The following is a 25,780-nucleotide window of genomic DNA, read 5'->3' on the forward strand; positions in this document are numbered from 1 at the left end:
TACCCCGTGAGGCCTGTCTGAAGTCACCGCATGCGTGTGATTACTTGAGGGTCCGGTTGATGCGACTCACCTCGGAGTCGTGGACCGTCACGGCGTCGAGGATGAGGTTGGCGTAGGCCTGGGCCGCGGTGGCCGGCGTCTTGTTCACCCCGTTCGGACCGTTGAGGTAGAGGTCGAGCGCGCCCACGCTGAGCTTCCACTCGTCCTTCAGTTGGGCCGGGGCCTTCTTCAGGCACTGGAGCCCGGCGTCGATGATGGTCTTGCAGTAGTCCTGCCACTGCGTGTTGCACGCCTGCCACGCCTTGTGCTGCGTGGTGGTGGAGTTGGGGGGCGGATACATCGGGCTCCAGGACTCGCCGCGGCCCAGGTGCGTGGAGGAGGCCGGGTGGCCGGTGGCCTCCATGAAGATGCTGCAGGGGAAGCACGAGGCCAGCTTCGTCGTCTTCTTGCCCACGGCGATTTCATACGGCGTGCCGGGGTTGTAGGGCGTCTTCTTGTTCGGGCTGAGGTCGTTGGCCAGCTTGTTGACGCGCACGTCGTAGATGGCCTGGATCATCCCGTGCGTGTACGCGCAGATGTCGCGGTTGCGCTGGGGCGCCGGGCCCTCGAAGTGCATGCCCTGCTGCTTGAGCCCGGGCTTCGCCGGGTCGTTGTTGTCCTGCTCATTGGCGGCGCCGATCATCCCCCAGGGCTTGTCCGGGAGCGCCTCCGGGGGATGCCACCGCCGCCCGTAGGTGATGTCGAACGGCACGTTGCGCCGGAAGGTGCTCATCAAGCCGGTCTGCCCATCCGTCCGGCCATCGATGAACCCCGTGTAGGCGCCGCGGCCCTGGTAGCCCAGCTTGTCCGCGGTGTCCGCCTGGGTGGCCAGCAGGAACAGCCTGGCGGCGGTGCCGTCCGGCAGCGGCGGGTTGTAGCGGTTGGGGTCGTTGGAGCTCGCGTCGCCGCTGCCGCCGGTGATGCGGCCACCGGTCGTCCAGATGGGCGTCTTGCCCAGCACCACCTTCTGGTCGGGCTTGAGTCCTGACGCCTGCAGCAGCTGGTTGAGCTTCTGGATGGCGGAGAGGTGGGTGGGGTCCAACGGCTTCTCCCGCAGCTCCTGCTCGGACATCTTGTTGCTGTCCTCCACCTCGAAGTCGACGCGCGCGTGCCGCTTGTTCACGTCCGCGTTCGTGAGACGGCTCCAGGCCCACCCGAGGACCGCCGCCGTCATGATGACATCCGCGTCCTTGGCGTATTGCGTACCCGGGCTCAGGATGCCCTGCTGTTTCACCAGGCTCATCGAAGACCTCTCCCTCTGGAGCTTTGAGCGCCCGCTCCGATAGGCGTTGGAGCCAGGACGCGGAGCAGGAGCCCGTTGTGAAGGAGAGGGGGACTTCAGGGCCTCAGGGGACAGCGGGCCGGGGAGGTGGCACGCAGGTGTCGAGGGAGTAGGGGCGGCTGCGCGCGCACCAGTCCGGCCGGCCCGCGGGGGTCCACGAGAGGACGAGGTCGGAGGCACTTCCTCCCTGGATCTCCCCGGGCCAGGTCTCCACGAGTTGGAGGCCCTGGTCCGCGCTCCAGCGGAACAGATCGATGGGTGGCCCTTCGCGGATGGTGGAGAGCGCGAGCGCCACCGTGTGCTCGGGGCCGCAGAGGACCCGGGGCACGTGGCGAGGGCCCTGGTAGACAGTGGAGCGGTGGACCTCCGTGCCGTGTTCAATCCACAGGTGCACCAGGTGGGAGCCCCCGAACTCCCCGGTGGCGTCAGTGTCCTTCACGAGCGGGGAGACGACGAGCTCCGCGTCGCCGCACCACTCCTTGACGCTGGTTTGGGCGGGCAGCGTTGTGCGGATCGCTCCAGAGCGCGTGTCGATGAGCAGGCTGTCCCCCTGCATCGGGTTCACGAGGGCCAGCTCTCCGTGAGGGCTCACCGAAGTGGAGTAGACGCCGTCGATGCGCCGGGATCCCGCCGTCAACACGGAATCAATCCGGCAGGAGTTGTTCTCCCAGTCCAGCCACTTACAGGTCCTCACGTGGCGGATGATGGCGGAGCCCACGGCTTCGGTCCTGTCGGACTCCACGCGCCGGCCACACGCCGCCGCGAGCAGAAGGCAGGAGAGGAGGGCGGCGCGGTGGGGGAGGGGATTGGGGCGCGGAGGCGCTCCTGGGCCTGGGACTCCGGGTTTGAGCTGGGGCGGACGCCCCGTAGGATGGGAGCTTCGTCGGTGACGGCGATTCATGGAGGAATCATGTCAAAGATGCTGAAGGGATTGTTGGCGGCTGTCCTGCTGGCGGGCTGTGGTGGCACGGAGGCGGATGTGGATTCGCCGGCCGAGCTCACCTCCCGGGAGGACGCCATCTTCGCCTGTAACGTGGGGGCCGCGCCCTATTCCCTCTGCAATGGGGGCAACGGCGTCTGTGTCTATCCCTCGCCGACCAGCCGCACCGCGGATTGCCGCCCGAAGTGTGGCCTCGCGTGTGGAACCAGCGCCGATGAATGTTGCATCGGGTATGCCCCCCTCAACTTCTGCGAGATGAGCCGGGGCTGCGGCGGCGGGTCGCCGGGGCCCATCATCGACTGAGCTTCGGGGCACGTCGCGGTCCGTCTCCGCGACGTGCCTGCTCTGGGAGACGCAGTCCGTCCAGATGCCGTCCGTACGGTCCTGGTTGGAGCCCACGCAGGTGCACGCGGTCTGCAGGGTCTTTGCTCGAGGGGTGAATCCCCTGCCTGCTCAGTTCGTGGCCAGGATTGTTCCGATGAGGTGCGGCGGATTCGGACTGGCGCTGGCCAGGTGATCCACCTGCACCGGGGCCAGATTGACGCCGTCCGTGGACCAGAGGTTGCACGGGAAATGCGCGACCGCCGCGGCGTCGTAGGCCTGGGGAATCGGGTGCAGCGCATTCACGAGCCCTGGCGCGGCACAGTCGAAGGGCCCCAATCCGTACGAGGCATCGTACAGCTGCCATCCTGTGCCGCCGGCTCCCGTGTGGATGGCCGCGATCCAGTGGTTCTGCCACGTATCCGGTGCACCCCCCATGTTGCCGTGGGCGGCCACGGTCGTCGCGACCCATGCCGTGGGATTCAAGTAGTAGGAGGGCCAGATGCCCCAACTGAAGCCATGAACGGGCGGCCCCAGTGGTAGGAGTGGCAGGAGGGGCGTCGCATATTGCGCGGGTTCGAGCCTGACCTCGGCGGACCGAATCCCATGCACCGCCAGGCAGTTCATCAACACGCGATCAAACACGACACAGCTCGCCGCCCGCCGCTCGTTGATGCCCTGGTCCTGATACTGAAGGGCGGTGGCCACGTTCTGGGCGGGTGCTACCGCTGAAGCATGATTGCGCCAGTACATGAAGCCGGTCGCGTGATCTTGCACGACGGGGTTGAACCTGTTCCAGATCTGCGCGAGCACGTTGCCGGCGCCCACTTGCCCGTCAGCCCAACGGCACGCCCAATCGATCATCTCGAAGAAGTGGTGCTCGTTCTGTCCCACGGCGACCAGGGGCGTCTCATCGACGATGTAGAGGGTGTGACGGCTCTCGTTCATGTTCCTGAAGAGCTGGAGTCCGGGCCGACGGCATTGCCAGTGCAGCTCCATGCCCGAGAGGACGCGCACCGTTCCCGGGAGGTTCCGCAAGGTGAAGTTCCCATTCCCCTGGCCCCCCACGAAGTTGACGGTGACGGTGTTGGTGTCGATCCCGTTCGGGCTGACGGCACGAATCTCCATGGGGCCAGTAAAGCGGCCCGTGGCCGAGAACGTGGCCTGTAACCCTCGTGCGTGTGGCCCGTTGGCGGCCCCGGCGCGCACATAGACGGCGGGCCAACTCACCCCCCCGTCCACCCAATGCGGGTTCAAGTTGGCAGGGCGCACTTCCGGTGGATTGAAGTGGTGTCGTGCCACGTCCTGTCCCGAGACAAGGTACGCAGGGTGGCCGCCATGGCCCTGGACGGGAACCCGCGCATAATAGACATCGATCTCCCCGTGGAAGGTCACCGTGTCGGTCTCGTATCGGACCTGCGGCTTCTTGCGACGCTTCAACGGAGCCTTCTTGAAGTCGATGCCGTTGCCCCCGGGCACCCTCCTGCCGATTCCGTTCGGCCCTTTGAGCTGAACCGTGCCGTCCTTGTGGAGGCGAAAGGTGAGCTTCAAGGAGCCCTGGCCCCCCGACGTTCCACCCGCGCGTCCGCTCATCCTGGTGGTGCCGCTCGCCCAGCCGGGAAGAGGCGCGCGAATCCGGCCTGGCCCTGCGCTTCCCAGCCTGCCACGCCCCGTGTTTTTTTCATTTCCAGACAAGGGCTGGAGTCGCGGAGGCAACGTCTTGGGTTGCACGCGCAACTGTCCTTCCACGCGTCCGCGCGAGGAGGACTTCATCGAGGGAGGCGTCTCCGGAAGGTCTGGTACGAGCGCCACCCCGCGACCAAATGGGTTGGTCACGCGGCCCGTTCGCTGCTGCAAGACCCGACGCAACTGGCACACCAGGAGCTGCGTGCCGACAGCGGTCTCCGGCTGGAAATAGCCCGGCGCGAAGTAGAGGTCTGAGCCACTGGTGAAGGCAACCGCCCCGATGGCGCCGGGTTGGGAGCCAACATGCACGCGCACGTCAGAGAAATCCGCTCCCAGCATCGCCTCCAGCTTTCGCTTCACCAGGGGCGGAAGCATCCTGCCTGTCTTGTGGTGCAATGCACCAAGCACCGCCTCCGTCAGCAGCTTGACCTGTGGAGTGGGTGCAAGCCGTGTAGGCTCCAGTGAATGCGTGCGCTTGCTTGGAGGAAAGGGTGAGGGCTTGACCCTACCTGTCAGGAGATAGGCATTGGGAACCGTCCGCCCCGGGCCTTGAATAATCGGCCCCCCGGCAGTGGAATCATCGAGGAAGCTTGCTTGAATGACACGCGGTGGCGCAGCGTTCATGGGAAAGACATCCTCTCATGGGTGCGGAAGAAATGACAAACATGTGGGTCGTGTTAGGGGCTTCTTGGAGTGGCGGCGTTGTATGCCCATGGCAGGAAAGAGAGCCGCGTCTCACCCCTGACCGGGAGGGAAGGGCCTCCGCCAGGACAACGCTCGCCAGCGGAGACTCCAGAAGGGCTATCCTCCCGCTCCCATGAAAGTCCTCGAACGAGGCAGTGCTCCCCATGCGCCGCTGCGGCTCAGCCCCCTCGTGGGGAGCGTGCAACGCATCCGCGTCCGCTCCGAAAGCCAGGGCGCCATCAAGGACGCGGGCCAGAAGACGCCGCTCCCTCCGGTTCCAGGCGTCCAGATGGTGCTCGCCGCGGAGGTGCTCAGCGTGTCCGCTTCCGGGGAGGTGCGCTTCCAGTTCACGCTCGAAAGCGCTGCGCTCCTCATCCAGCCCGGCACGCCGCCCCAGGCCGTGGAGAAGCTCCACGCGCAGCTGGAACCCCTGCCCGGACTGACAGGCGAGGGACGCGTGGGCTCGGATGGACGCTCCCAGGGCTTCACGCTGAAGCTGCCCAAGGACATGGCCGCCCCCGTGCGCGACCAGCTCCAGCAGGTGACGGCCACCCTCGCGGGCCTCGGGCGCCTGCTCCCTGCTGAAGCCGTGGGGCTGGGGGCTCGCTGGTCGCCTCCCTTGCCCGGCAAGGGGCCCCTCTCCGGGGCTCGGACCACCCTGGAGCTCAAGAAGCGGGAGGCCACGGGCTTCGGCCTGCGGTTGGAGCTGGACTCCACCTCGAAGCCCCAGCCCGCGCCGGGGAACCTCCGCACGAAGAAGGGCGGCGAATCCCTCATTACCTACGTGCGAGGTCAGGGCGGCTGCACGTTCAGCCTGGACCGGCTGTGGCCCACGCGCTTCGAGCTGGACGTCGAGACGCGTCTGGCATTGCGCGCGGAGGACAAGGACTCACCGCGTCGCATGGACAGCTTCGCGACGCTCCAGATGCGTCTGCGCGAGCTGTCGTTCAGTCCCCCCAAGGCTCAGGCCGCCGCCACCCGCGCCAGCCGGCGTTGAGCGGGGCCTGAGGGTGTCCAACCTCCCGTAATTCCAGGGCTTCTGTTCGGCCGCGACAGGGGACGCAACCGCGAGCCCCTTTGCTGGATAATCAGCAGAGGGGTTTTGTGGGCCCGAGGTATGCGGCCCTCTTTTATTTTCGCTGCGCCCGATTGGGGGAAGCGCATGGGTATCGACGGAACTGGTAACAATCGTCCTCGGCAGCCGGTCACGGCACAGCCTCCCGTGGTGGCGCCACCGCCGCCGCCTCCTCCTCCTCCTCCAGCTCCGCCCGCGAACGTCGCGACCCGGCCCGCGGCGAACGAGCAGTCCACCTTCGACCGGACCGCGCCCCGGGAAGGCCCGCAGATTGCCCCGCCGGCCAGCTCGCTGCTGACGGAGAACACCCAGGACTCGCAGGCCAACTGCCTGGACAAGGCCGCGGACTGGGTGGACACGGCGACCCCCGCGCTGCGGGCCCGCTCGGAGCTGGTGTTCCTCAAGGACACGCGTCCCGGCCAGGAGGGGCAGACCGGCCACGTCATCGTGCGGCAGGGTGAGCGCGTCGTCGACCCCTCCAGCGGCAAGAGCTACGACAACCTCCAGGCCTTCCTGAAGGAGCAGCCGCAGTACAAGCAGTCGGGGACGCTGTCGGGGACCTCGGCCCACAAGATCTTCTCCGCGCCCCCGGGCTCGCCGGAGCGTCAGAAGGCCATCGCGGACGCGAAGGTCTCGCCCGAGCTCCAGCGCATGATGGTCGCGGACTCGCCCCCGGGCACGACGACCGCCAGCCCCGCGAAGGCGCCCGCGGCCCCCGCGTACACCGCCGAGCAGGCCAGCAAGGACGCCACCGCGCTCTACGAGGCCACGGACGGTGGCGTCACCGGGTGGGGGACGGACGAGGACAAGATCTTCCAGACGCTCGAGGGCAAGACGCCCGAGCAGGTCAACCTCATCCGCCAGGCCTACAAGGACCACTACAACAAGGACCTGGACGCCAAGCTCCAGGACGAACTGGGCGGAGACGACTGGACGCGCGCCCAGGCGATGCTGAAGGGGGACACCGCGAAGAACGACGCGGTCGTCATCCAGTCCGAACTGGACGGCGTGTTCGGCTCCTCGGAAGCGGTCCTCAAGACGCTGGAGAAGCGCTCGCCCGAGGAGCGCAAGGCCATTGCCCAGAAGTTCGCGGAGCAGAACGGCGGCGCCCCGGCGGGCCAGTCCGCCGAGGACTTCATGCTCTCCAAGCTGGGCAAGGACCTGGACTCGGACGAGATGTCGCGCGCCCGGAGCCTGCTCGGCGCCAGCCAGGCCCAGACGCCCCAGCAGAAGCTGGAGCTGGAGACCCAGGCCCTCAAGGACGGCCTGAAGCGGGACATGGACGGCCTGGGCACCGACGAGGACCGCATCTTCGAGCGCCTGGAGAAGGCGACGCCCGAACAGCGCGCCCTCCTGGCCAAGGACCCCGCCGTCGCCGCCCGCCTCAAGGACGAACTGGGCAGCGAGGACTATGACCGCGCCATGGGCCTGCTCCAGGGCACCCCCGGCCAGGCGGACGCGGCGCGCATCCGCGACGCCATGAGCGGCTGGACGGGCGCGGACGAAAAGGGCGTCCGCAAGGTGCTGGAGGGCAAGACGCCCGCCCAGCTCGACGCCATCAAGAGCGAATACCAGCGGCAGACCGGCAAGTCGCTGGAGAGCGAGATCCGCGGCTGGGGCGGCGCTGACGCGGACGTGACGTTGCGGCTGCTCAACCCTCCCGCGCCGGGTGACAAGAAGGCGCAGGCCGAGGCCGCCGCCGAGAAGCTCCACCTCGCCATGGACGGCCTGGGCACCGACGAGGACGCCATCCGCCAGACGCTGGAGGGCAAGTCCAAGCCCGAGCTCGACGACATCGCCGCGGCCTACAAGGAGAAGTACGGCAAGGACCTGCGCGCGGAGCTGGACTCGGAGCTGGATGGGCGCGACGAGCTGGAGCTGCTCAAGCAGAACTACGACCTGGGCGCGGTGGATGCCAACGATCCCAACGCCGCGCAGGAGCGCACGCGCCGCCTGCGTGAACAGCAGTCGAACGAGTCGGGTTTCGGCTCCTGGGTGCTCGGTGGCGTCCAGCGCACCATCAAGGGCGAGTCCGACAACGACCGCATCAACAACAACCTGGCGCGGGCGGAGACCGCCATCCAGGCCGGCGACACGCAGCGGGCCAATACGCTCACCGGCTATGCCGCGGACGACGTGAAGTCGCTCCAGACGAGCAAGGACTCGCTGGCGGACGGCGCGGCCAGCGCCGCCGTCGTCGTGGTCACCACCGCGGCCGTCATCGGCACGGGTGGCGCGGCCACGCCGCTGGCCATCGCGGGCTACGCGGCCCTGGGCGCGGCGACGCGCGTGGGAACGTACGCGGCCCTCCAGGGTGACGCGGCCGGTGGCCAGGAGCTCCTGCGCCAGGCCGGCATTGGCGCGGTGGAGGGCGGCACGGCCGTGCTGCCCGTGGGCAAGGGCGCCGGGGCCGTGACGGCCGGGGCCCGCACGGGCGCCACCACCGCGGCGAAGGAGGTCGCGGGCACCGCGGTGCGCGAGACGGTGGAGACGTCCGTCAAGGCCGCGGCCATCCAGGGCGCGAAGGAAGGCGCGGTGGGCGGCGCCGCGGGTGGTGCCTTCGACGCGGCCACGCGGAGCGAGACGTGGGAGAACGGCGTCGTCGACGGCTTCGTCGAGGTGGGCAAGCGGGCCGCCATCGACGGCACGGCGGGCGCGGTGACCGGTGGCGTGGTGGGCGCGGGCACGGCCAAGGCCGGTCAGCTCATCCGCGAGGTGCGGGCCAAGGGTACCCTGGAGACGAACGGCCCGAACATCCGCTTCACGACCTCCGAGGGCCGCGTCTTCGAAGGCACGGTGACGCCGGAGAACGCCAAGGACGTCCTCAAGCTCGTCAAGGCCGCGGACCTGCGCACGGGGAAGACGGCCGGCAGCTACGAGGTCCGTCAGGCCATCCTGGAGCGCTCGGGCGGAAAGGTCAGCACCTTCGAGGCCTTCACCGTCGGAGAGCCCCCCAAGGACGGCTCGCTGTGGACGTGGCTGGAGGAGCCCAAGAACTGGGTCCCGGAGCGGCGCGAGCTCCAGCAGAAGCTGCTCAACACGGAGCTGGACAAGGCGCAGACGCTCTCCGACCGCCTGGAGCCCAACACCGTCTACGCGCTGCGCGGCAACACCGCCGCGGGCAAGACGACGGCCGTGAAGAGCGACCCGCACCTCAAGTCCAAGGTCCTGGACGAGCACGGCGAGCTGAGCGGCGCCCTCAACCCGGACCCCATCAAGGCGAAGATCGCCGAGGCGCACGACGGGAAGATCTCCACGTCCCAGGCGCACGTGGAAGGCTCCATCATCTCGCAGCGGGTGGAGAATGAGATGCTCTCCCGGCCGGGCAGCTCGGTCGTCTACGACAAGCGCTTCGCGGGTGAGAGCGACATCCCGCGCATGTTGAAGGCCGTGGAAGGCCGCAACGTGAAGATCGTCGACCTGGAGGTCCCGCTGGAGACGTCCAGCGTCCGCGTGCTCATGCGCAACCCGGGCACCGCGGACCCGCTCGTCCCGTTCGAGGCCGTGGAGGGTGGCTTCAAGGGCGTGCGCCAGAACCGGCTCGAGCTGCTCATGGGGCGCGAGGGTGAGTTCCAGGGCGTCATCAACAACCCGAAGATCACCGACTACAAGCTGATGGTGACGGACAACACCGGCAAGCAGGTGCTGGTGGCGGAGAAGCGCAACGGCGTGTGGCACGGGCCGGACACGGCGGAGAAGCAGGCGCTCTTCGACAGGGCCGTCACGGAGAGCCCCGTCGCCGAGGCCGCGCGCGTGAAGAACACGGTCATCGACGATGCCTTCATCGACCGGCAGGTGGGCGCCATCACCGACCCCGGGTTCGCGCAGAAGATGCGGGCCCGCCTCACCGAGTACAAAGGCAAGACGCTGGGAGAGGCCCTGGAACAACACTCGAAGAAGACAGAGTGAGCCCGCGGCGCGTGCCCGCTTCATCCATGGGTTGAAGCGGGCCGCTCGCGGCCCTAGCCTGAAAAAGAGTGTTGTACCCTCGAGGAACTCGCATGCCGACATCCGCCGAAGACACCCTGAAGCAACTCCGCGCCGCTCAGCAGCAGCGCAAGGCGACCGAGCGGGAGCAGGTCGCGAAGGCCCGGGCCACGTCTGGCAAGGAGCCCTTCGACATGGAGAAGCTCAGCGCCCTCTACAACCCCGCGTGGGATCGCGGTGACGCGCCCCTCACGCCCTCCGCCATCGAAGACTACGAGCGGCGGTACTACCTGGAGTCGCCCCAGGTGAAGACGCTCCAGCAGTTCGCGGAGCGCCTGGCCTTCCTGCGCGACAACGACGCGACCTGACGCTCCCAGGCATGGCATTCCTCCGCCCGGGTCTTGTGCCGGGCGGGGGACCGCGCTCAGGGGCCGGAGGGCAGGGGATCGTCCCGCAGCGCCTGCGGCCGGTGGTGGGCAGTCGGGCGGCGGCACCTCGATGGCGCCGATGCTCTCATCGCGGACGTAAAGCCGCTCGCTTCTAGCGCAGCGCCGCCCGTGCATGTCCCCCGTGCTGCTCGAGCAGCGCCTGGGGGCGAAACGGTTGCGCACCCACCTACCCGCGACAGTGGCTCCTCGCCCCCGGAGCACCAGGCGGTCGCTCTCCCTCCGCCGTGGCGGTTGCGCCTCCGCGCCCCGGGCGCCAGCGTCAAGGATTGAACGTGAGGCATAGGGGAGCCAACGCAATGGCGGAACAAATCACGCAGAAACAGAAGGCCCAGAAGCCTGTCGTCCCGGCGCAGCTGGGAATCCAGACGAACCGCAGGATCGAGGACCACGCGCTCATCGGAAACATGCGCTCGGCGGCATTGGTCGCCCGGGACGGGACCATCGACTGGTTGTGCCTGCCAGACTTCGACTCGGACGCCTGCTTCGCAAGCCTGCTCGGGACGGAGGAGAACGGCGAGTGGGCGCTCGCACCGAGGGAGTCCATCCAGAAGATCACCCGCCGCTATCGGAAGGACACCCTGATCCTCGAGACGGAGTTCACCTGCGCCTCGGGCTCCGTCCGGTTGATCGACTTCATGCCTGTCGGCCAGGAGTTCCCCAGGATCGTCCGGACCGTCGTGGGAGTGAAGGGGACGGTGGCGATGCACTCGAAGCTGACGCCACGCTTCGCCTTTGGCCGCTCCATCCCCAAGGTAGAAAGCGTGGGCGGCTCGCTCCGTGCGTTCGCCGGCCCGGACGCCATCTTCCTCCGGCGCACGGACCGGGATACCGCGTCCCCACTGGTCTCGAACTTCGAGGTGACCGAGGGGCAGCGGTTCTCCTGGGTGATGAGCTGGAACTACTCGTGGTTGGATCAGGTCCCGCCGAACCTGGATGCGGACCATGCCGAACAGGAGACCGACCGCTACTGGACCCAGTGGGCGTCGAAAATCGTCCCGCCGCCGAGGTACCGCGACGAGGTCGTCCGCTCCCTCATCACCATCAAGGCCTGCAGCTACGAGAGCACGGGCGGAATCGTGGCCGCGCCCACCACGTCGCTCCCGGAGACGCCGGGAGGCGAACGCAACTGGGACTACCGCTTCACGTGGCTGCGCGACGCCGTGCTCGCGCACAACGCCCTGTCACGCGCGGGCTTGCGCGACGAGGCATCCTCGTTCTGGAAGTGGGTGATGCGCGCCATCGCGGGAGACCCCGCCCAGATGCAGATCATGTACGGAATCCGAGGCGAGCGCCGCCTCACGGAGTCCTCGCTGGACTGGCTCGACGGTTACGGTGGCGCGAAGCCCGTGCGCATCGGCAACGGGGCCTACAACCAGTTCCAGCTCGACGTGCTCGGCGAGGTAGCCGCGGTGCTCTACGCGGGCGCGAAATACTTCGGCGAGGTCGGCCCCGTCGCGCAGCGCGCGCTGCTCAACGTCGCCGAGCACGCGATGAAGGTCTGGCAGAATCCCGACAAGGGCATCTGGGAGATGCGCGGACCCAATCGCCACTTCACCGCCTCCAAGGTGGCCGCGTGGGCGGCGCTCGACCGGGCCATCAAGGCCTCGGATGAGACGAAGATGGCGGCCCCGATGGAGCGGCTGCTGGAAGCCCGGGAGACCATCTTCGAGGAGGTCTGCGCGCAGGGGTTCAATCGCGAGCTGAACAGCTTCACGCAGTACTACGGCGGCAAGGACATGGACGCGAGCCTGCTCTACATCCCGCTGACCGGCTTCCTTCCGGCAACGGACCCACGGGTGGTGGGCACGGTGGAGAGCATCGAGCGCGAACTGCTCCAGGACGGGCTGGTGCTCCGCTTCAAGCCGGACGCCACCGGCTCCGTGGACGGGCTCAGCGGGGAGGAGGGCACCTTCCTCGCGTGCTCGTTCTGGCTCGCCGACACGTACCAGATGATGGGGCGCTTCGAGGACGCACGGCGGCTGTTCGAACACCTGCTGTCCTTGAGCAACGACCTGGGCCTGCTCGCGGAGGAGTACATGCCGAAGCTGCACGCGCAGCTGGGCAACTTCCCGCAGGCGTTCAGCCACTTCTCGCTCGTCAACGCGGCCTACACCCTCACCGAGCCCCGCGCCTGACCCTGTGCGCGAGAAGGCCCCTCATCCATCAAGGCTGAGGGGCCCTCTTCATGGCGCGAACCTCAGTCCGGCCAGGTCCAGTCCGCGATCTCAGGCCGGTCCCGGCCGTGCTCGTGCGCGTAGGCCAGGTTGTCGAGGATGGCGTTCTTCATCTCCTCCTTCAGGTGCCCCGCCTTCGCGTGCAGCTCCGGCACGCGGTCGATGACGTCGATGACCAGGTGGTAGCGGGACGTCTCGTTGAGGATCGCCAGCTCGAAGGGCGTGTTGATGTTGCCCTTCTCCCGGTAGCCATGCACGTGCAGGTCTTCGTGGTCGATGAAGCGATAGGCCAGCTTGTGGATGAGTGACGCATAGCCGTGGAAGCTGAAGATGATGGGCTTGCCCGGCGGGAACAGGCTCTGGAGCTCGCGTTGCGTGGACCCGTGCGGGTGATCCGCCGACGACTGGAGCTTGAACAGGTCGACGACGTTGACGAAGCGCAGCTTCAGGTTCGGTGCGCGCGCGCGCAGGATGGAGGCGGCGGCCAGGGCCTCCTGCGTCGCGACGTCACCGCAGCAGGCCAGGATGACATCCGGCTCCGCGTCCTCGTCCGTGCTGGCCCGCTTCCAGATGCCGAACCCCTTGGCGCAGTGGGCGACGGCCTCGTCGATGCTGGTGAACTGCAGGTGCTTCTGCTTGTCCGCGACGATGACGTTGACGCAGTCGGTGCTGCGCAGGCACTGGTCCGCCACCACCAGCAGCGTGTTGGCATCCGGCGGCAGGTAGATGCGCGTGACCGAGCCGGACTTGTTCGTCACCAGGTCGATGAAGCCCGGGTCCTGATGTGAGAACCCGTTGTGGTCCTGACGCCACACGGTCGAGGACAGCAGGATGTTCTCCGAGGCAACGGGTGCCCGCCAGCTCACGTGGTTCTTGCTGATGTCCAACCACTTGGCGTGCTGGTTGAACATGGAGTCCACGACGTGGGCGAACGCCTCGTAGGTGTGGAAGAGGCCGTGGCGCCCCGTGAGCAGGTACCCCTCCAGCCAGCCCAGCAGCGTGTGCTCCGACAGCATCTCCATGACGCGGCCGTCCCGCGCGAGGTAGCCCCCGTCGGCATCCTCCGGCACCAGGTTGGCCATCCACGTCTTTCCGCTCACCTCGTAGAGGGCCTGGAGCCGATTGGAGGCGGTTTCGTCCGGACCGAAGACGCGGAAGCTCGTCGGGTTGTCGCGCATGATGTCGCGCAGGAACTCGCCGAGCGGCTTCGTGTTCTCATGCAGCGTGGTGCCGCGCGAGCCGACCTTGACCGCGTAGTCGCGGAAGTCAGGCAGCCTGAGCGCCTTGCGGAGCAGTCCGCCGTTGGCGTGGGGGTTCGCGCTCATCCGCCGGGCCCCCTTGGGCGCGAGCGACCGGAGCTCTGGCATCAGCCGTCCCTCCGCGTCGAACAGCTCCTCGGGCCGGTAGCTGCGCATCCAGTCCTCGAGCGCCTTCAGGTGCGCCGGGTTGCCTCGCACGTCGCCGAAGGGGACCTGGTGTGAGCGCCACGTCCCCTCCAGCTTGTGTCCGTCCAGCTCCTTCGGACCGGTCCAGCCCTTGGGCGAGCGCAGGATGATCATGGGCCAGCGCGGACGCGTCGGGGTGTCCGTCAGCCGTGCCGTCTTCTGCAGGGCGCGGATCTCCTCGACGGCCTGCTCCAGGGTCTGCGCCATCTTCTGGTGCATCTGGGCGGGGTCGCTGCCCTCGACGAAGTAGGGCTTGTAGCCGTAGCCGACGAACAGCGCCTCCAGCTCCTCCGGGCTGATGCGGGCGAGGATGGTCGGGTTGGCGATCTTGTACCCGTTGAGGTTCAGGATGGGCAGCACTGCGCCGTCCCGCACGGGGTTGAGGAACTTGTTCGAGTGCCAGGCCGTCGCGAGCGGCCCCGTCTCGGCCTCGCCGTCACCCACGACGCAGGCGACGATGAGGTCCGGGTTGTCGAAGGCCATGCCGTACGCGTGGGAGAGGCTGTAGCCCAGCTCGCCGCCTTCGTGGATGGAGCCTGGCGTCTCCGGGGTGACGTGACTGCCGATGTGCCCGGGGAAGGAGAACTGCTTGAAGAACTTCCGCATCCCCTCCGCGTCCATGCTCTTGTCTGGATAGACCTCCGAGTAGGTGCCCTCCAGGTACGCCGGCCCGAGCACGCCCGGGGCGCCGTGGCCCGGCCCGGCCACGAAGATGACGTCGAGGTTCTGCTCTACGATGAGCCGGTTCAGGTGGACCCAGGTGAACGAGAGCGCCGGGCTCGCGCCCCAGTGGCCGAGCAGCCGGTGCTTCACGTCCTTCGGCACCAGGGGCCGGTGCAGCAGCGGGTTGTCCTGGAGGTAGATCATCCCCACCGCCAGGTAGTTGCACGCCCGCCAGTACGCGTTCATCAACTCCACTTCCCTGGCGGTGAGCGGTCCTCCTCCGCGGGTCTGCTCGCGGCCTGGAGCGGAGGGCCCCTGGCCGTGCTCCCTGGCGGACAACGGCGACCCATACTCCGACGCTTCCGTTCCTTCGGGGTGTGCCATGCGTGTCTCCCATCAGTGGTGGGTGTGGAGTGTGGATTCGGATGGGGCGAAACCCGCTTCGCCCTCCATGTCCGCGCTGTACGCGCCCTGGACCGCCGCGCTGTCGCACCAGGCGCGGTGGTGGAACGCCTGCTGGGCGGCGGGCACCTGCGCGCTCTGGCCCCGCCAGGCGTCGAGCGCCTCGTCCTGCAGCGCGCGTCCGTAGGAGAAGCTCAGCGTCCAGGGCTTCGGGCCTTCCATCGCGTTGATGGCGTTGAGGTGCTCCGTGGCCAGGACCGCGTCCTGTCCGCCGGACAGGAAGACGATTCCGGGGACCGCGGGCGGCACGTGTCGCGTCAGGACACGCAACGTCGCCTCCGCCACCTCCGTCACCGGGACGTGCCTCGCGAAGCCGTGGCCCGCGGTGACCATGTTCGGCTTGAGCAACATCCCTTCCAGGGACGCCCCCGCGGCGAAGAGCTCATTGAAGACCGCCTGCAGCACGCGCCCCGTCACGTCCTCGCACTGCTCGAGTGCGTGCGCGCCCTCCATCAGGACCTCGGGCTCCACGATGGGCACCAGGCCCTGCTCCTGGCAGAGGACGGCATAGCGCGCGAGCGCGTGCGCGTTCGCGTGGATGCATGCCGCGGTGGGTAGCCCGGCGCGGATGACGAAGACCGCGCGCCACTTGGCGAAGCGCGCGCCCAGCTCGCGGTACTTCTCGAGCCGCTCGCGGAGCCCGTCGAGCCCTTCCGTGACGGACTCTCCCGGCGCGCCAGCCAGGGGGTGGACGCCGGCGTCGACCTTGATGCCGGGGATGATGCCTCGGTCCGCCAGCAGCTTGACCAGCGGAATGCCAGCCGCGCTGCGTTGATGGATCGTCTCATCCTGCATGATGACACCGCCGATGAACTCGGTGACATCGGGTGTACTGAAGAGCAGCTCCCGGTAGGCGCGGCGGCTGTCCGCGGTCGACTCGATTGCGCGCGCGGTCAGGCGCTTCGTGATCGTGGAGACCGTCTCATCCGCCGCCAGGATGCCCATTCCGTCTGCAATGATGGCTCGCGCGGTTTCACCGAGCCCTGGCCTCGTCGGCATGTGTTCCTCCCATCCCCGGAGGGAAACGTGAGGGCGCACCGGTGCACCAACAACTGGCGGTGGGGCGCTTGGCAACGGGTCTGCCTTTGCGCACCGGGCTGGATGGTGCGGCCCTCGTCGCGATGCCATCTTGATGCAGGCCCCCACTGTCACGGATGACGCCCGGTGTTCGGAGGCGGCGAGCGGGCAGGCGGGCGGAGACGGCCATGACCATCAAGTTGCTCATCGCGGACGTCGACGGGACCATGGTGACGCGGGACAAGATCCTCACCCCGCGAACCTGCGAGGCTGTCGCCCGGCTGCGCGCCAGCGGCATCCAGTTCACCCTGACGAGCGGGCGGCCGCCGCGTGGGATGGCAGCGCTGGTGGCCCCGCTGAAGCTCACCGCACCCCTGGCGGCCTTCAACGGCGGCGTGTACGTCAAACCCGATCTCACGACGGTGCTGGCGCAGCGGACCCTGCCGCCCGCCATTGCCAGACAGGCCGTCGACTTCATGCTCCAGGCAGGCCTGGATGTCTGGGTCTACCAGGGGGCGGAGTGGTTCCTCCGCGTCCCCGAGGCCTTCCGCGTGGCGCGCGAGCGGAGCAACGTCGGGTTCGACCCGGTCGTCATCGCGGACCTGCACGGCGTGCTCGATGCAGTCATCAAGCTCGTCGGGGTGAGCGAGGACACGGCGCGGGTCGCGCGCTGCGAGGCGGAGCTCGCCTTGCGGCTGGGCACCGATGCGTCGGCGGCGCGTTCGACGCCCTACTATGTCGACGTCACGCACCCAGAAGCGAACAAGGGGATGGTCGTGCGCGAGGCCGCGCGTCTGCTCGGGCTTCCCCTGGAGCAGATAGCGGCCATCGGGGACATGGCCAACGACCTGCCCATGTTGAGCATCGCCGGCATGGGCATCGCCATGGGCAACGCCAGCCCGGAGGTCCAACGGCCCGCGCGCCACGTCACGCGCACCAACGACGAGGAGGGGTTCGCCCACGCGGTGGACACCTTCATCCTGGGCCAGCCGCCCCTCGCGCGAACGAAGCTGGGGCTTCCGCCGCGCGCGCGCGCCTGCCTCTTCGGCCTCGACGGCGTCCTCACCCAGACCGCCAGCCTCCACGCCCGGGCCTGGAAGCAGCTGTGCGACTACTACCTGCGGCAGCGGGCGCGCTCCTCGCGGCAGCCCTTCATCCCCTTTGACCTGGTGCGCGACTACAGCCGCGACTTCGACGGCAAGCCGCCCCTGGAAGGCCTCCATGCGTTCCTCGACGCCCGCGGCATCGAATTGCCGGAGAGCACGGTCCACGCGCTGAACGACCGCAAGGGAGAGCTCCTGGTGGAGCTGCTCCGGCAGGAGCGGGTGGAGACGTATGAGGGGACGGTCCGCTACGTCCAGGCGGCGCGCGCCGCGGGACTCCGGACCGCGGCCGTCTCCGCGAGCAGGCACGGCGCGGAGCTGCTCCAGTCAGCCGGCATCCCAGACCTCTTCGACGCGCGGCTGGACGCCACGCAGCCCCCCGAGCTCTACCTCGCGGCCGTTCGGGCCCTGGGTGCCGACGCCGAGGAAGCGGTCATCTTCGAGGACACGCCCGCCGGCGTCGCGGCCGCGCGGGCAGCCCACTTCGCCTATGTCATTGGCGTCGACAGGGTGGGGCGGCCCGCCGAACTGCGCCGCCACGGTGCGGACCTCGTGGTGGCGGACCCCGCCGCCCTCCTCGGGCAGGACGAAGCCTCCTGAAGGCGCGCCTCGTCCCGGCGCGGGGCGTCGTGGAGGGTGGGCGCTGGCTGCCACGCGGGGAGTACGATGAGGCATGTCCTCTGCCAAATGGCTCCTCCTGGCCGCCCTGGCATTCGCTTGTGGCGCCTCCGCGGCCAGCCCCGTTCCCACCTACCAGACCCAGATCCTCGAGGGCTGGACGGTTCGCATCGATGAGCGCCTGCTGACATCGGCGAACAAGCCCGCGACGAACAAGGCCCTGGTGCTCCTGGCGGCGCAGCTCAAGGATGTCGTCCGGATCGTCCCTGCGGGCCCCGTGGCTCAGCTCCGCAAGGTGACGCTGTGGCTGTCGCCGCCCTATCCCAACGAGGACCCGAGGGCGACGTACCATGTTTCATAATCCTGGATGAGACAGAATGGTCGCAACCTGGCGATGTTGAAGAGCGTCGAATTCTCGAACGTCTTCATCTTCGAGAAGGAATCCAAGCGGATGCCCGTGTTCGTGCTCCACGAGCTCAGCCACGCCTATCATGACCTGGTGCTCGGCTGGGAGCACGCCGGCCTCGCGGCTGTCTATGCGCGCGCGATGACAAGCAAAGGCTATGACTGCGTGGAGCGCTCGCGTGGGCCCAAGCTGGCCCACACGTTCGAGCGTGCCTATGCCATGACCGACGTGGGGGAGTACTTCGCGGAGAACTCGGAGGCGCTCTTCGGCCGCAACGACTTCTATCCCTTCACACGTGAAGAGCTGGGAAAGCACGACCCAGGCATGCTCGCGCTGCTCCAGCAGGAGTGGCAGGTGACCACGACCACGACACCCACCCCGCCCACGACACCCACCCCGCCGCCGGTGTCCGCCGCCTTCGATGCCCGCTGCTACTACCGGTTGACGACCCAGGCGCAGGGCGACGCGCTGTCACTGGACATCGTCAATGACAGCAGGGCCAACAACGTCCCCATCCTCGCCAAGACAGGCTGCAATGACTCGGGGCAACTGTGGAAGGTGACCCCCGTCCCCGCGAACCCTGATCCTGAAGTGAAGGATTCGCCGTGAGCCAGGAACATGTCTCGTCCCGTTCAATTCACCCCTTGCCGCCCAGGAAGTCGCCCATGGTGAGGTGCACGCCGTGGTTGCGCAAGATGCCGTAGGCGGTGGTCACGTGATAGAAGAAGTGGGGGATCGCGAATTCGATCAAAAACTGGCTGCCGCTGAAGCTCATTGAGCCACCGCGGTTCTTGATCACGATCGCTCGCTCAATGCCCGCTTCGAGGTCGCTCGGCGCGATCTCTCGGAGAGATGCGATCGTCGCATCAAGGCGTTGGTACAGATCCGCAAAGCTCTTTTCATCGCTTGCGGCCGGCACCGGTGCCGCACCCATCAGGTTCGCCACCGCCAACCTGGCTCCCTCCGCAGCCCAGTGGACTTGAGCCGCGAGCGTGTACATGTGCACGTCATTCGGATGACCTGCAACGCCGCGCACGCGACCTTCTGTGTCGAGTTGTGCGTCCAGCAGCGCGGTTTCACCGCTGCCGTTGGCGGCGATATGGGCTTCCGCCTTCGTCAATAACGTTTTCAAGTTGGTCAGACCGCGGATGAACAGGCCAGCAGATGAATCATAGACATTCATAGACATGGCGCACCTTTCATTTGCTTCATGCGACGGTGCTGATGCTATTCGATCAGGTCTGGGCGCGCGCTCCGCCGCGAAGCCCGCGGAGAGGACCGGGCCGGGCTGCTGAAAACGAGGTTCGCTTGCCCACGGCGAGTGCGCACCTGGCCCCTGCGCGAGGGCCGCCCCAGAGCGCGTGGTGTGGCTGGGCAGGCGTGTGTCTGCTGGAGATGAAAGGCTTCTGCGCCAGCCCGGCGTGCGGCCCCTAACCGTGGGCCGCGCCGTTCCTGGGGGGCAGGAACTCGCCGTGGAACGTGGGCGGCAGGCCGTGTTCGAAGTGACAGCGCGCCACGGGCCCCGCGTCCAGCCGCTCGGCGTCCAGCACGGCCACGTGGGTGGTGTCCGTCTTCGTGTCGTAGACCTGGGTGAGGACCCAGCCATCGTCCTCGGCCTTCGAGCCGGGGCGGGGTACGAAGACGCCCTCGGAGGGGTACTGGCTCTCGCCCAGCTCGGCGCGTGTCACGCGGCCGGTGGTGACGTCCACGCGCACCATCGCGTCGTACATGCCGCGCCGGGCCGCGCGGGTGGAGTGCGCGCCCATGTAGGCCGCCTGGTACGGCCGGCACTCCACGCTGGGGGCCACGCGGGGGAACTCGCAGCTCAGGTCCATCAGTTGCTCGCTGCGGAACGTGCGGGCCTTCAGGTCGATGATCGCGCGGTGGAGCATGCCGTCGGCCTCGATGGACGGGGTGGCGCGCACCAGCTCTCCCAGCCACTGGTTGGAGGCGAAGTCGGGGTAGCGCACGTAGTCCACCACCAGCGTGTCGCCTTCCTCGTACGCGTTGCAGAAGTGCCAGTTGAAGAAGGAGTCGGCGGGGATGCGGATGGGGTGCGCCACGTCGTCGATGGGCACCACCACCACCTCCGCCGCCGCCCCTGGCCGGAAGGAGACGTTGTCCGAGAATGCCCCGATGCGCAGCAGCATCTTCAGCACGTCGATGCGCATGGCCGGCAGGAAGAAGACGAGGTAGCGGTCCGTGGCCATGAAGTCATGGACCATGGTCGCGCCGGGCAGCGGCACGGACCCCAGGTGCCGCGCTCCGGCGCCGTCCGGCAGGGCGTACAGCTCCAGCGTGTTCACCCGGCCGTGGTGCTGGCCGAAATTGTAGAGGGTCTTGCGCGAGTGGACGCGGCGCGGGTGCGCGGAGAACGACTTCATCACCACGCCGTCGAGGTTCGTCTCGCCCAGGCTGGACAGGTCGTCCGGGGACAGCTCCACGGGGAGGTTCGGCTCGTGCAGCGCGTACAGCCGGCCGTTCCACGGCATCACCGCCGTGTTCGCGTTGTTCTTCTGGGGGTTGAGCAGCTTGTTGCGCAGCGGCGTGGGCATGGCGTAGCTGCCGTAGAGGTGCCGACCCGCCTTGCGCTCCGTGACCATGGTGCGCGTGTCCAGGAGCTTCGCCGCGCCCTGGACACCGTCTGGCCCGAAGCGCACGCCCATCACGCCGCCGTCGCCGTCGAACCAGTGCTGGACCGGAAGCCCGTGCACGTCGAATGTCCACGCGCCCGCGCGGAACAGCGTCCCGCGCAGTCCTTCGGGAATCCGTCCCTCCACCCGCAGGGGCTGGAAGTCATGCTGACGGGAGATGTTGCGGAAGGCCCGTTTCCAGGCTGGAAGGGGAGCAGCGACCGGCGGAGGGAGCGCGGTGGTCATGGCGGGTCCGGGAAGAGCAGGGCGAAGGGTCAGGGCGAGGGCTGGGCGATGACCTGCGGTCCGAGCGCCCGGGCCTGCTCCTCGGCCTCGTCACGGCGAATCCCCATCAGCGTCCACATGCCCCCGCTGAAGTCGATGCATCCGAAGAACATGATGATGGGCTCGCACAGGCCCAGCACCGTGCAGACGATCAGCACCAGCGTGATGAAGGTGCGCCCCATCACCGCCCAGATGAAGAACTGGCGCATGTTCAGGACGGCGGCCTGGTGGGACATGAACGACATGGACACCAGCAGTCCGCCCGCCATGCGCATGAAGAACAGGTTCCCATCCGCCGCCCCGGGCGAGATGCCCATCACCTGGAGGAACAGGCCCGGCACCAGCAGCAGCGTGAAGGCCAGTGGGAACGTGTAGAAGACCCACACGTACATGGACCGGCCCGCGTGGCTCAGCGTGGATAGCTTGGGGAACACCTTCGGGGCGAACAGCATCATGTGGACGGACTCCGGCGGTCAGGCTTGAGGCGGTAACGGCAGCGTAGAGGAAAGCACAGGCGGCACGCATCCCGCACCGGGGGTGCGCCAACCCCTCTCTTGACACAGCGCCTGACTGTCTCGTTCACATGGACAGGTTTCCGCGGCCCGCCCTCGCGGCTCAGCCGTACAGCTCGCTCAGCGGTCCCGGCGCGATGCGCGTGCTGCCCTCCTGCCCGAAGGTGTTGAAGTCCGCGTCTCCGAACGCGTGGCCGAGCGTGTTGAAGAGGTTGGAGACCTGCCGGTTCCGGGCCGCGTCGTACTTCGGGTACACGACCGTGCGCCCGTCGGTCTTCAGGCCCAGCGCGTTGCCGCCCACCACGAGCTTCGGCCACTCCCGCGAGGTGGAGTGGTGCTGCTCGCCGTTGTCGGACATGAAGACGATCGCCGTGTGATCCAGCATCGAGCCGCTCGCGCCGACCTCGGGCGTGGCGGCCAGCGTCCTCGCCAGGTTCGCCACCAGCTGCACGTGGCGGCGGGTGACCTCGGCGACCTTCTCCCAGTTCTGCCCCGCATCCAGGCCGTGCTGCAAGCTGTGTCGCGGGACGTCGCTCACGTCCGGGCCGTAGGCCACGTCGAAGCCCGAGGTGCCCGTCGCCAGCACGACCGTGTTCGTCAGCCCCCCCAGGAGGGCCGCCGTGGCGATCTGGAATTGCGCCTCGAACCACTTCAGCGAGTCGGGCGGTGAGCCCGCGCCGGTGAGGAGCGGGTTGTCCTTCGGCGCCAGCGGCAGGAAGGGCCGCACGCGGTCCGCCATGCCCGCGAGCTGATCCTCCCGCGTGCGCAGCGACTCGAGCGAGGAGAGGTATCGCTCCAGTTTCAGCCGCTCGTTGGAGTTGCCCTTGAACTCCGCCAGCGCCTTGCGCGAGTCGGCCAGCGCGAAGTCGAAGAGCATCTTGCGATCGCGCCCATTCGTCGAGCCGCCGAGCAGCGAGCCGAAGGTGCTGTCGAACGCGAGCGACGGGTTGACGATGATGCCCGCGGGCTTGCGGGGTCCGAGCGCGCAGGTTTCGTACACGATCGACACGCGCGCGGAGCTGGTGCCCAGGCGCAGCACGTCGAACGGTGCACCCCGGCGCAGGCGAGGTGCGATCACCGCGTCGAAGGTCGCGCCCGCGCCGTTCACCGCGCAGCTCAGCCCGCCCGTCCCGCTGGAGTGCCCGCCGCCCGCGATGAGGTTCGAGAGCCCCAGCAGCACGGCGGAGCGGTTCACCAGGTCGAGGTTGCCGGAAGACGCCGCCAGCGGCCCGAGACTGATCGCGCTGGCGAGATTGTCGCCCTCACGCACCAGCGGCGTGTCCTTGTACGCGTCCCAGAAGAGGCGGTCGGAGGTGTTGGCGCGTCCCCCCAGCGCCGTGCGGGTGCCCGTGCTCAGGAGCGCGCGGGGGTAGACGCCATTGCACTCGAGGACCAGCACCACGCGCGCCGGCAACGCTGACGACTGGGCGTAGACGTCGTGGAAGTAGGGCGCGAAGAGGCCGGCGGCCATGCCCTTCAGGACGGTTCGTCGCGAGAACATGGCAGTCACTCTCCAGCCTGCGGCACACGCCGCGTCTTCCAGGTGTCGCTTGTCATCAGCGTGGTCAGCATCTTGGAGAACGAGCCGTTGTTCTGATCATACGACTGCTCCATCTGCGTCAGCGTGCAGGCGTCGCTCACGTTCTCCGGGCGTCCCATGAAGTAGCGGAAGGCCTGTCGCACGAAGCAGCGTTTCACGTGCCGCGAGGTCGCCAGGCGCTCGCTCAACTCCACCGCGTCGCGCACCGGACCGTCCAACGCGGGGTCCGGCATCGACGTGAGCGTCGAGCTTCCGTCCGGCGTGGTCCAGCCTCCGCTGGGCGAGCGATCCCGCGCGCGCAGGAAGCCCGCGTGGTTGTAGATCTCGAAGGGCAGGCCGAGCGGTTCCATCAGACGGTGGCAGCCCTGACACTGCGCACCGGCGGTCGCCTCCTGCAGGCGGCGGCGCGCGTTCTTGTCGGCGGCGTGAGCGCCGACCTGGGCTGCCACCTGCACGCTGCTGAGCGGCGGGACGAAGCCGCACAGGAGGTTCTCGCGCACCCACTTGCCGCGGTGGACGATGGACGGATCGTCCTCGAAGTTGCCGCCGTGCGCGGCCAGCCACACCGGGTGGGTCAGCACTCCCGCGCGCTCCGTGGCAGGCAGCGACTTCCAGCGGCCCGCGACGGTCGCCGGGAGGATCTCGCTGACGTTGTAGGGGTGCGAGAGGCCCTTATGCGAGTCGTATGCCGCGTTCTGCATGGAGGGCACGTAGAAGGTGCGCGTGGTGAGCAGGTTCGCCAGCACGTTCTGATCCTCGACCACCACCCGCGCGATCAGATCGTCGAACTGCTGGATGAAGGTCGGCTCCAGCGGATGGAAGTTGGTGAGCAGGTTGTCGTACGAGACCGAGCTGATGTAGCCGAGCCCCTCGAGTTCGAAGCGCGAGGTCGCCGCCGGGGATTCCTTGAACACCGCGGACACGTGCCCGTAGCCGAGCCACTCGCGGAAGAAGCCCGCGACGCCGTCACCCAGCCAGTACTGCCCGCGCTTGGAGCGCTGCTCCTCGTTGTAGTCCTGCACCAGATCGAAGCGCGGTGTCCCGTTCTGGCTGGCGTCGACGCCGCCCAGGTGCTTCTTGAGCAGGGCGGTGGTCGTCGCATCCTGCGTGAGCGAGCCATCCTTCGCGGCAATGGCCACGTCCGCCAGATGCCCCTCGAGGGGCGCGGAGTAGTACGGCCACACGAAGCTCGGCGTGGCCGAGGGCGCGCGCCCTGCCAGCGCGTAGGCCAGCTGCGAGCCCAGCTCGAGGCTGGTCAGTTCCACGCGGCCGTCTGCCGGATCGCCGCCCATCTCGCGGCGGAACATGGCGCCGGTCATCATCCACGCGGCGTTGGAGATCCGCGTGATGGAGTCCGCGCGGTTTCGTGGGGATTGGCTCGGTTCCTGCGCGATGACCGAGGTCGCGAAGGCGGTGAGGCGGGTGAGCTCATCCTCGGTGGGCGGGCGGAAGAAGACGCCGAACTCGAGCATCTGGCCGAGGTGGAAGCGCTTGCAGGTGTCGCTCGGGTTCGCGTCGTTGAACATGCAGCTGAAGCGGTTGTTGGTGAAGACGCGCTCCATCCGGTTGCCGTCCGGGTAGTTCATCGTCCACGGCGAGGCGGCCTCGCCGACCACCGGCAGGAAGAGCTCCACCGAGGACTCGTCCAGCGTCTCGTCCGTGGCCCAGGAGCTGTACTGCTCGATGGCGCTGGGATCGAGCGGGTTGTCGTAGAAGCTGAACCCGGTCCAGCTGCGCTCGACCGAGCCACCGACGTTGCGGGTGAACTCGCGCCGGTTCATGCGGCGGAGGCGCGTCGGCGCATCCGAGCGCACTCCTTCGGTGCAGGTGAAGAGCGAGGACTGCTCGAGCAGGTTGGGCTCGGGCACGACGGTCACGGGCGGCCCGTCCGTGCCGCTGCAGAGGGGCATCCCCTCCTTGATCCAGGTCTCGAGCGCGGTGCGCTCGGCCGCGCTCGCGCGCTCATGCGGGGCTGGCGGCATCGGCGACGCGTCGTCGCGCATGCGGGTGAGCGCGCGCTGGGCGTTGCTGAGCTTCCCATCCATCGCCGAGCTCACCCGCATGTCGTGCAGGGTGCGCAGCGGCATCGTCGCCCCCTGGGTCGGCAGCGCGCCGTGACAGCTGGCGCAGCGATGGGTGAGCACCGACTGCACCACGCACGCGGCGCCCACGGGCTCAACGGGATCCACTGGATCAACTGGATCCACTGGTTTGTTGGGGCCTCCGTCGTTGGTGTTTGGCCCGATGTTGCCCTTGCACGCAACGAGGCTCAGCAGTCCGGCCAGCAGGAGGACGCGGTTCATCCGGCCAGTCTGGCACGGACGGCGGGTGAAACAGCAAGCGGGTCCTGCCAAACGGGCTCAGCCGGGACTGGCCCCCATCCCTCTTATGCGCCTCGGCTGTGCAGGGGGCTTCACACCCGTGTGCCAGGCGCTGCACGGGGGGCTGGGCGAGCGAGGTTGCGTCCGGGCGGGAGCGGGGCCTTCCCGGCTGGCCTCAAGGATGCATTGCTAATGCAC

Annotated in this window: 18 protein-coding genes; 8 read left to right on the forward strand and 10 right to left on the reverse strand. The window is 68.2% G+C overall.

Going from position 1 to position 25,780, the window contains the following annotated elements:
- Positions 1 to 40: 40 nt before the first annotated feature.
- The gene (locus D7Y04_RS20310; protein WP_121760395.1) at positions 41 to 1,282 is read right to left on the reverse strand and encodes a hypothetical protein; all 1,242 of its coding nucleotides are present in this window, start codon (positions 1,280 to 1,282) and stop codon (positions 41 to 43) included.
- A gap of 103 nt (positions 1,283 to 1,385) precedes the next feature.
- Positions 1,386 to 2,039, reverse strand: coding sequence for a hypothetical protein (locus D7Y04_RS20315; RefSeq protein ID WP_121760396.1), 654 nt, complete (start codon positions 2,037 to 2,039; stop codon positions 1,386 to 1,388).
- Positions 2,040 to 2,231: 192 nt separating this feature from the next.
- Here D7Y04_RS20315 and D7Y04_RS20320 point away from each other — a divergent pair, with 192 nt between their 5' ends.
- Positions 2,232 to 2,564 (forward strand): hypothetical protein, encoded by a 333-nt coding sequence (locus tag D7Y04_RS20320; protein WP_147477161.1) that lies wholly within the window; start codon positions 2,232 to 2,234, stop codon positions 2,562 to 2,564.
- A 150-nt stretch (positions 2,565 to 2,714) separates the two neighbouring features.
- On the opposite strand, the gene D7Y04_RS20325 is transcribed toward D7Y04_RS20320, so the two are convergent.
- Entirely contained in the window at positions 2,715 to 4,628 is a 1,914-nt protein-coding gene (locus D7Y04_RS20325; RefSeq protein WP_158627564.1) for a DUF4157 domain-containing protein, read from the reverse strand.
- Positions 4,629 to 5,085: 457 nt separating this feature from the next.
- Here D7Y04_RS20325 and D7Y04_RS20330 point away from each other — a divergent pair, with 457 nt between their 5' ends.
- From D7Y04_RS20330 to D7Y04_RS20350, 4 genes are all read left to right on the forward strand, one after another.
- Complete coding sequence (locus D7Y04_RS20330) at positions 5,086 to 5,949, forward strand: hypothetical protein (protein ID WP_121760399.1); 864 nt, start codon at positions 5,086 to 5,088, stop codon at positions 5,947 to 5,949.
- A gap of 165 nt (positions 5,950 to 6,114) precedes the next feature.
- On the forward strand, positions 6,115 to 9,936 hold the full coding sequence (gene xopAJ, locus D7Y04_RS20340) for a XopAJ/AvrRxo1 family type III secretion system effector zeta toxin (RefSeq protein ID WP_158627565.1): 3,822 nt from the start codon (positions 6,115 to 6,117) through the stop codon (positions 9,934 to 9,936).
- A 92-nt stretch (positions 9,937 to 10,028) separates the two neighbouring features.
- Entirely contained in the window at positions 10,029 to 10,322 is a 294-nt protein-coding gene (locus D7Y04_RS20345; RefSeq protein WP_120598457.1) for a hypothetical protein, read from the forward strand.
- A gap of 377 nt (positions 10,323 to 10,699) precedes the next feature.
- Positions 10,700 to 12,538, forward strand: coding sequence for a glycoside hydrolase family 15 protein (locus D7Y04_RS20350; RefSeq protein WP_121760402.1), 1,839 nt, complete (start codon positions 10,700 to 10,702; stop codon positions 12,536 to 12,538).
- Between the two features lie 62 nt (positions 12,539 to 12,600).
- On the opposite strand, the gene D7Y04_RS20355 is transcribed toward D7Y04_RS20350, so the two are convergent.
- A complete protein-coding gene (locus D7Y04_RS20355; protein ID WP_171809947.1) occupies positions 12,601 to 15,069 on the reverse strand; it encodes a phosphoketolase in 2,469 nt (822 codons plus the stop codon).
- Between the two features lie 12 nt (positions 15,070 to 15,081).
- Positions 15,082 to 16,146, reverse strand: a complete 1,065-nt coding sequence (locus D7Y04_RS20360; RefSeq protein WP_121760403.1) for a class I fructose-bisphosphate aldolase — start codon at positions 16,144 to 16,146, stop codon at positions 15,082 to 15,084.
- 206 nt (positions 16,147 to 16,352) lie between these two features.
- Between D7Y04_RS20360 and D7Y04_RS45150 the strand changes: the two genes are divergently transcribed.
- From D7Y04_RS45150 to D7Y04_RS20375, 3 genes are all read left to right on the forward strand, one after another.
- On the forward strand, positions 16,353 to 17,867 hold the full coding sequence (locus D7Y04_RS45150) for a Cof-type HAD-IIB family hydrolase (protein ID WP_233601515.1): 1,515 nt from the start codon (positions 16,353 to 16,355) through the stop codon (positions 17,865 to 17,867).
- 73 nt (positions 17,868 to 17,940) lie between these two features.
- On the forward strand, positions 17,941 to 18,246 hold the full coding sequence (locus D7Y04_RS20370) for a hypothetical protein (protein WP_121760404.1): 306 nt from the start codon (positions 17,941 to 17,943) through the stop codon (positions 18,244 to 18,246).
- 6 nt (positions 18,247 to 18,252) lie between these two features.
- Positions 18,253 to 18,900: an RICIN domain-containing protein gene (locus D7Y04_RS20375; protein WP_147477164.1), complete on the forward strand. Its 648-nt coding sequence runs from the start codon at positions 18,253 to 18,255 to the stop codon at positions 18,898 to 18,900.
- Between the two features lie 28 nt (positions 18,901 to 18,928).
- Here the strand turns inward: D7Y04_RS20375 and D7Y04_RS20380 are convergent, their stop codons facing one another.
- The 5 genes from D7Y04_RS20380 to D7Y04_RS20400 all read right to left on the reverse strand — a co-directional run bounded on the left by D7Y04_RS20380 (position 18,929) and on the right by D7Y04_RS20400 (position 25,564).
- The gene (locus tag D7Y04_RS20380; protein WP_121760406.1) at positions 18,929 to 19,480 is read right to left on the reverse strand and encodes a DUF1993 family protein; all 552 of its coding nucleotides are present in this window, start codon (positions 19,478 to 19,480) and stop codon (positions 18,929 to 18,931) included.
- A 241-nt stretch (positions 19,481 to 19,721) separates the two neighbouring features.
- Positions 19,722 to 21,170: a carotenoid oxygenase family protein gene (locus tag D7Y04_RS20385; RefSeq protein ID WP_121760407.1), complete on the reverse strand. Its 1,449-nt coding sequence runs from the start codon at positions 21,168 to 21,170 to the stop codon at positions 19,722 to 19,724.
- A gap of 29 nt (positions 21,171 to 21,199) precedes the next feature.
- On the reverse strand, positions 21,200 to 21,664 hold the full coding sequence (locus tag D7Y04_RS20390) for a hypothetical protein (protein WP_121760408.1): 465 nt from the start codon (positions 21,662 to 21,664) through the stop codon (positions 21,200 to 21,202).
- 160 nt (positions 21,665 to 21,824) lie between these two features.
- Positions 21,825 to 23,222, reverse strand: a complete 1,398-nt coding sequence (locus D7Y04_RS20395; RefSeq protein WP_121760409.1) for a DUF1552 domain-containing protein — start codon at positions 23,220 to 23,222, stop codon at positions 21,825 to 21,827.
- A gap of 5 nt (positions 23,223 to 23,227) precedes the next feature.
- Positions 23,228 to 25,564 carry a DUF1588 domain-containing protein gene (locus tag D7Y04_RS20400; RefSeq protein ID WP_121760410.1) on the reverse strand — a complete coding sequence of 779 codons (2,337 nt, stop codon included), beginning with the start codon at positions 25,562 to 25,564 and terminating at the stop codon, positions 23,228 to 23,230.
- Positions 25,565 to 25,780 lie beyond the last annotated feature (216 nt).

This window comes from Corallococcus sp. AB038B (assembly GCF_003668955.1).
Lineage (GTDB): Bacteria > Myxococcota > Myxococcia > Myxococcales > Myxococcaceae > Corallococcus > Corallococcus exiguus.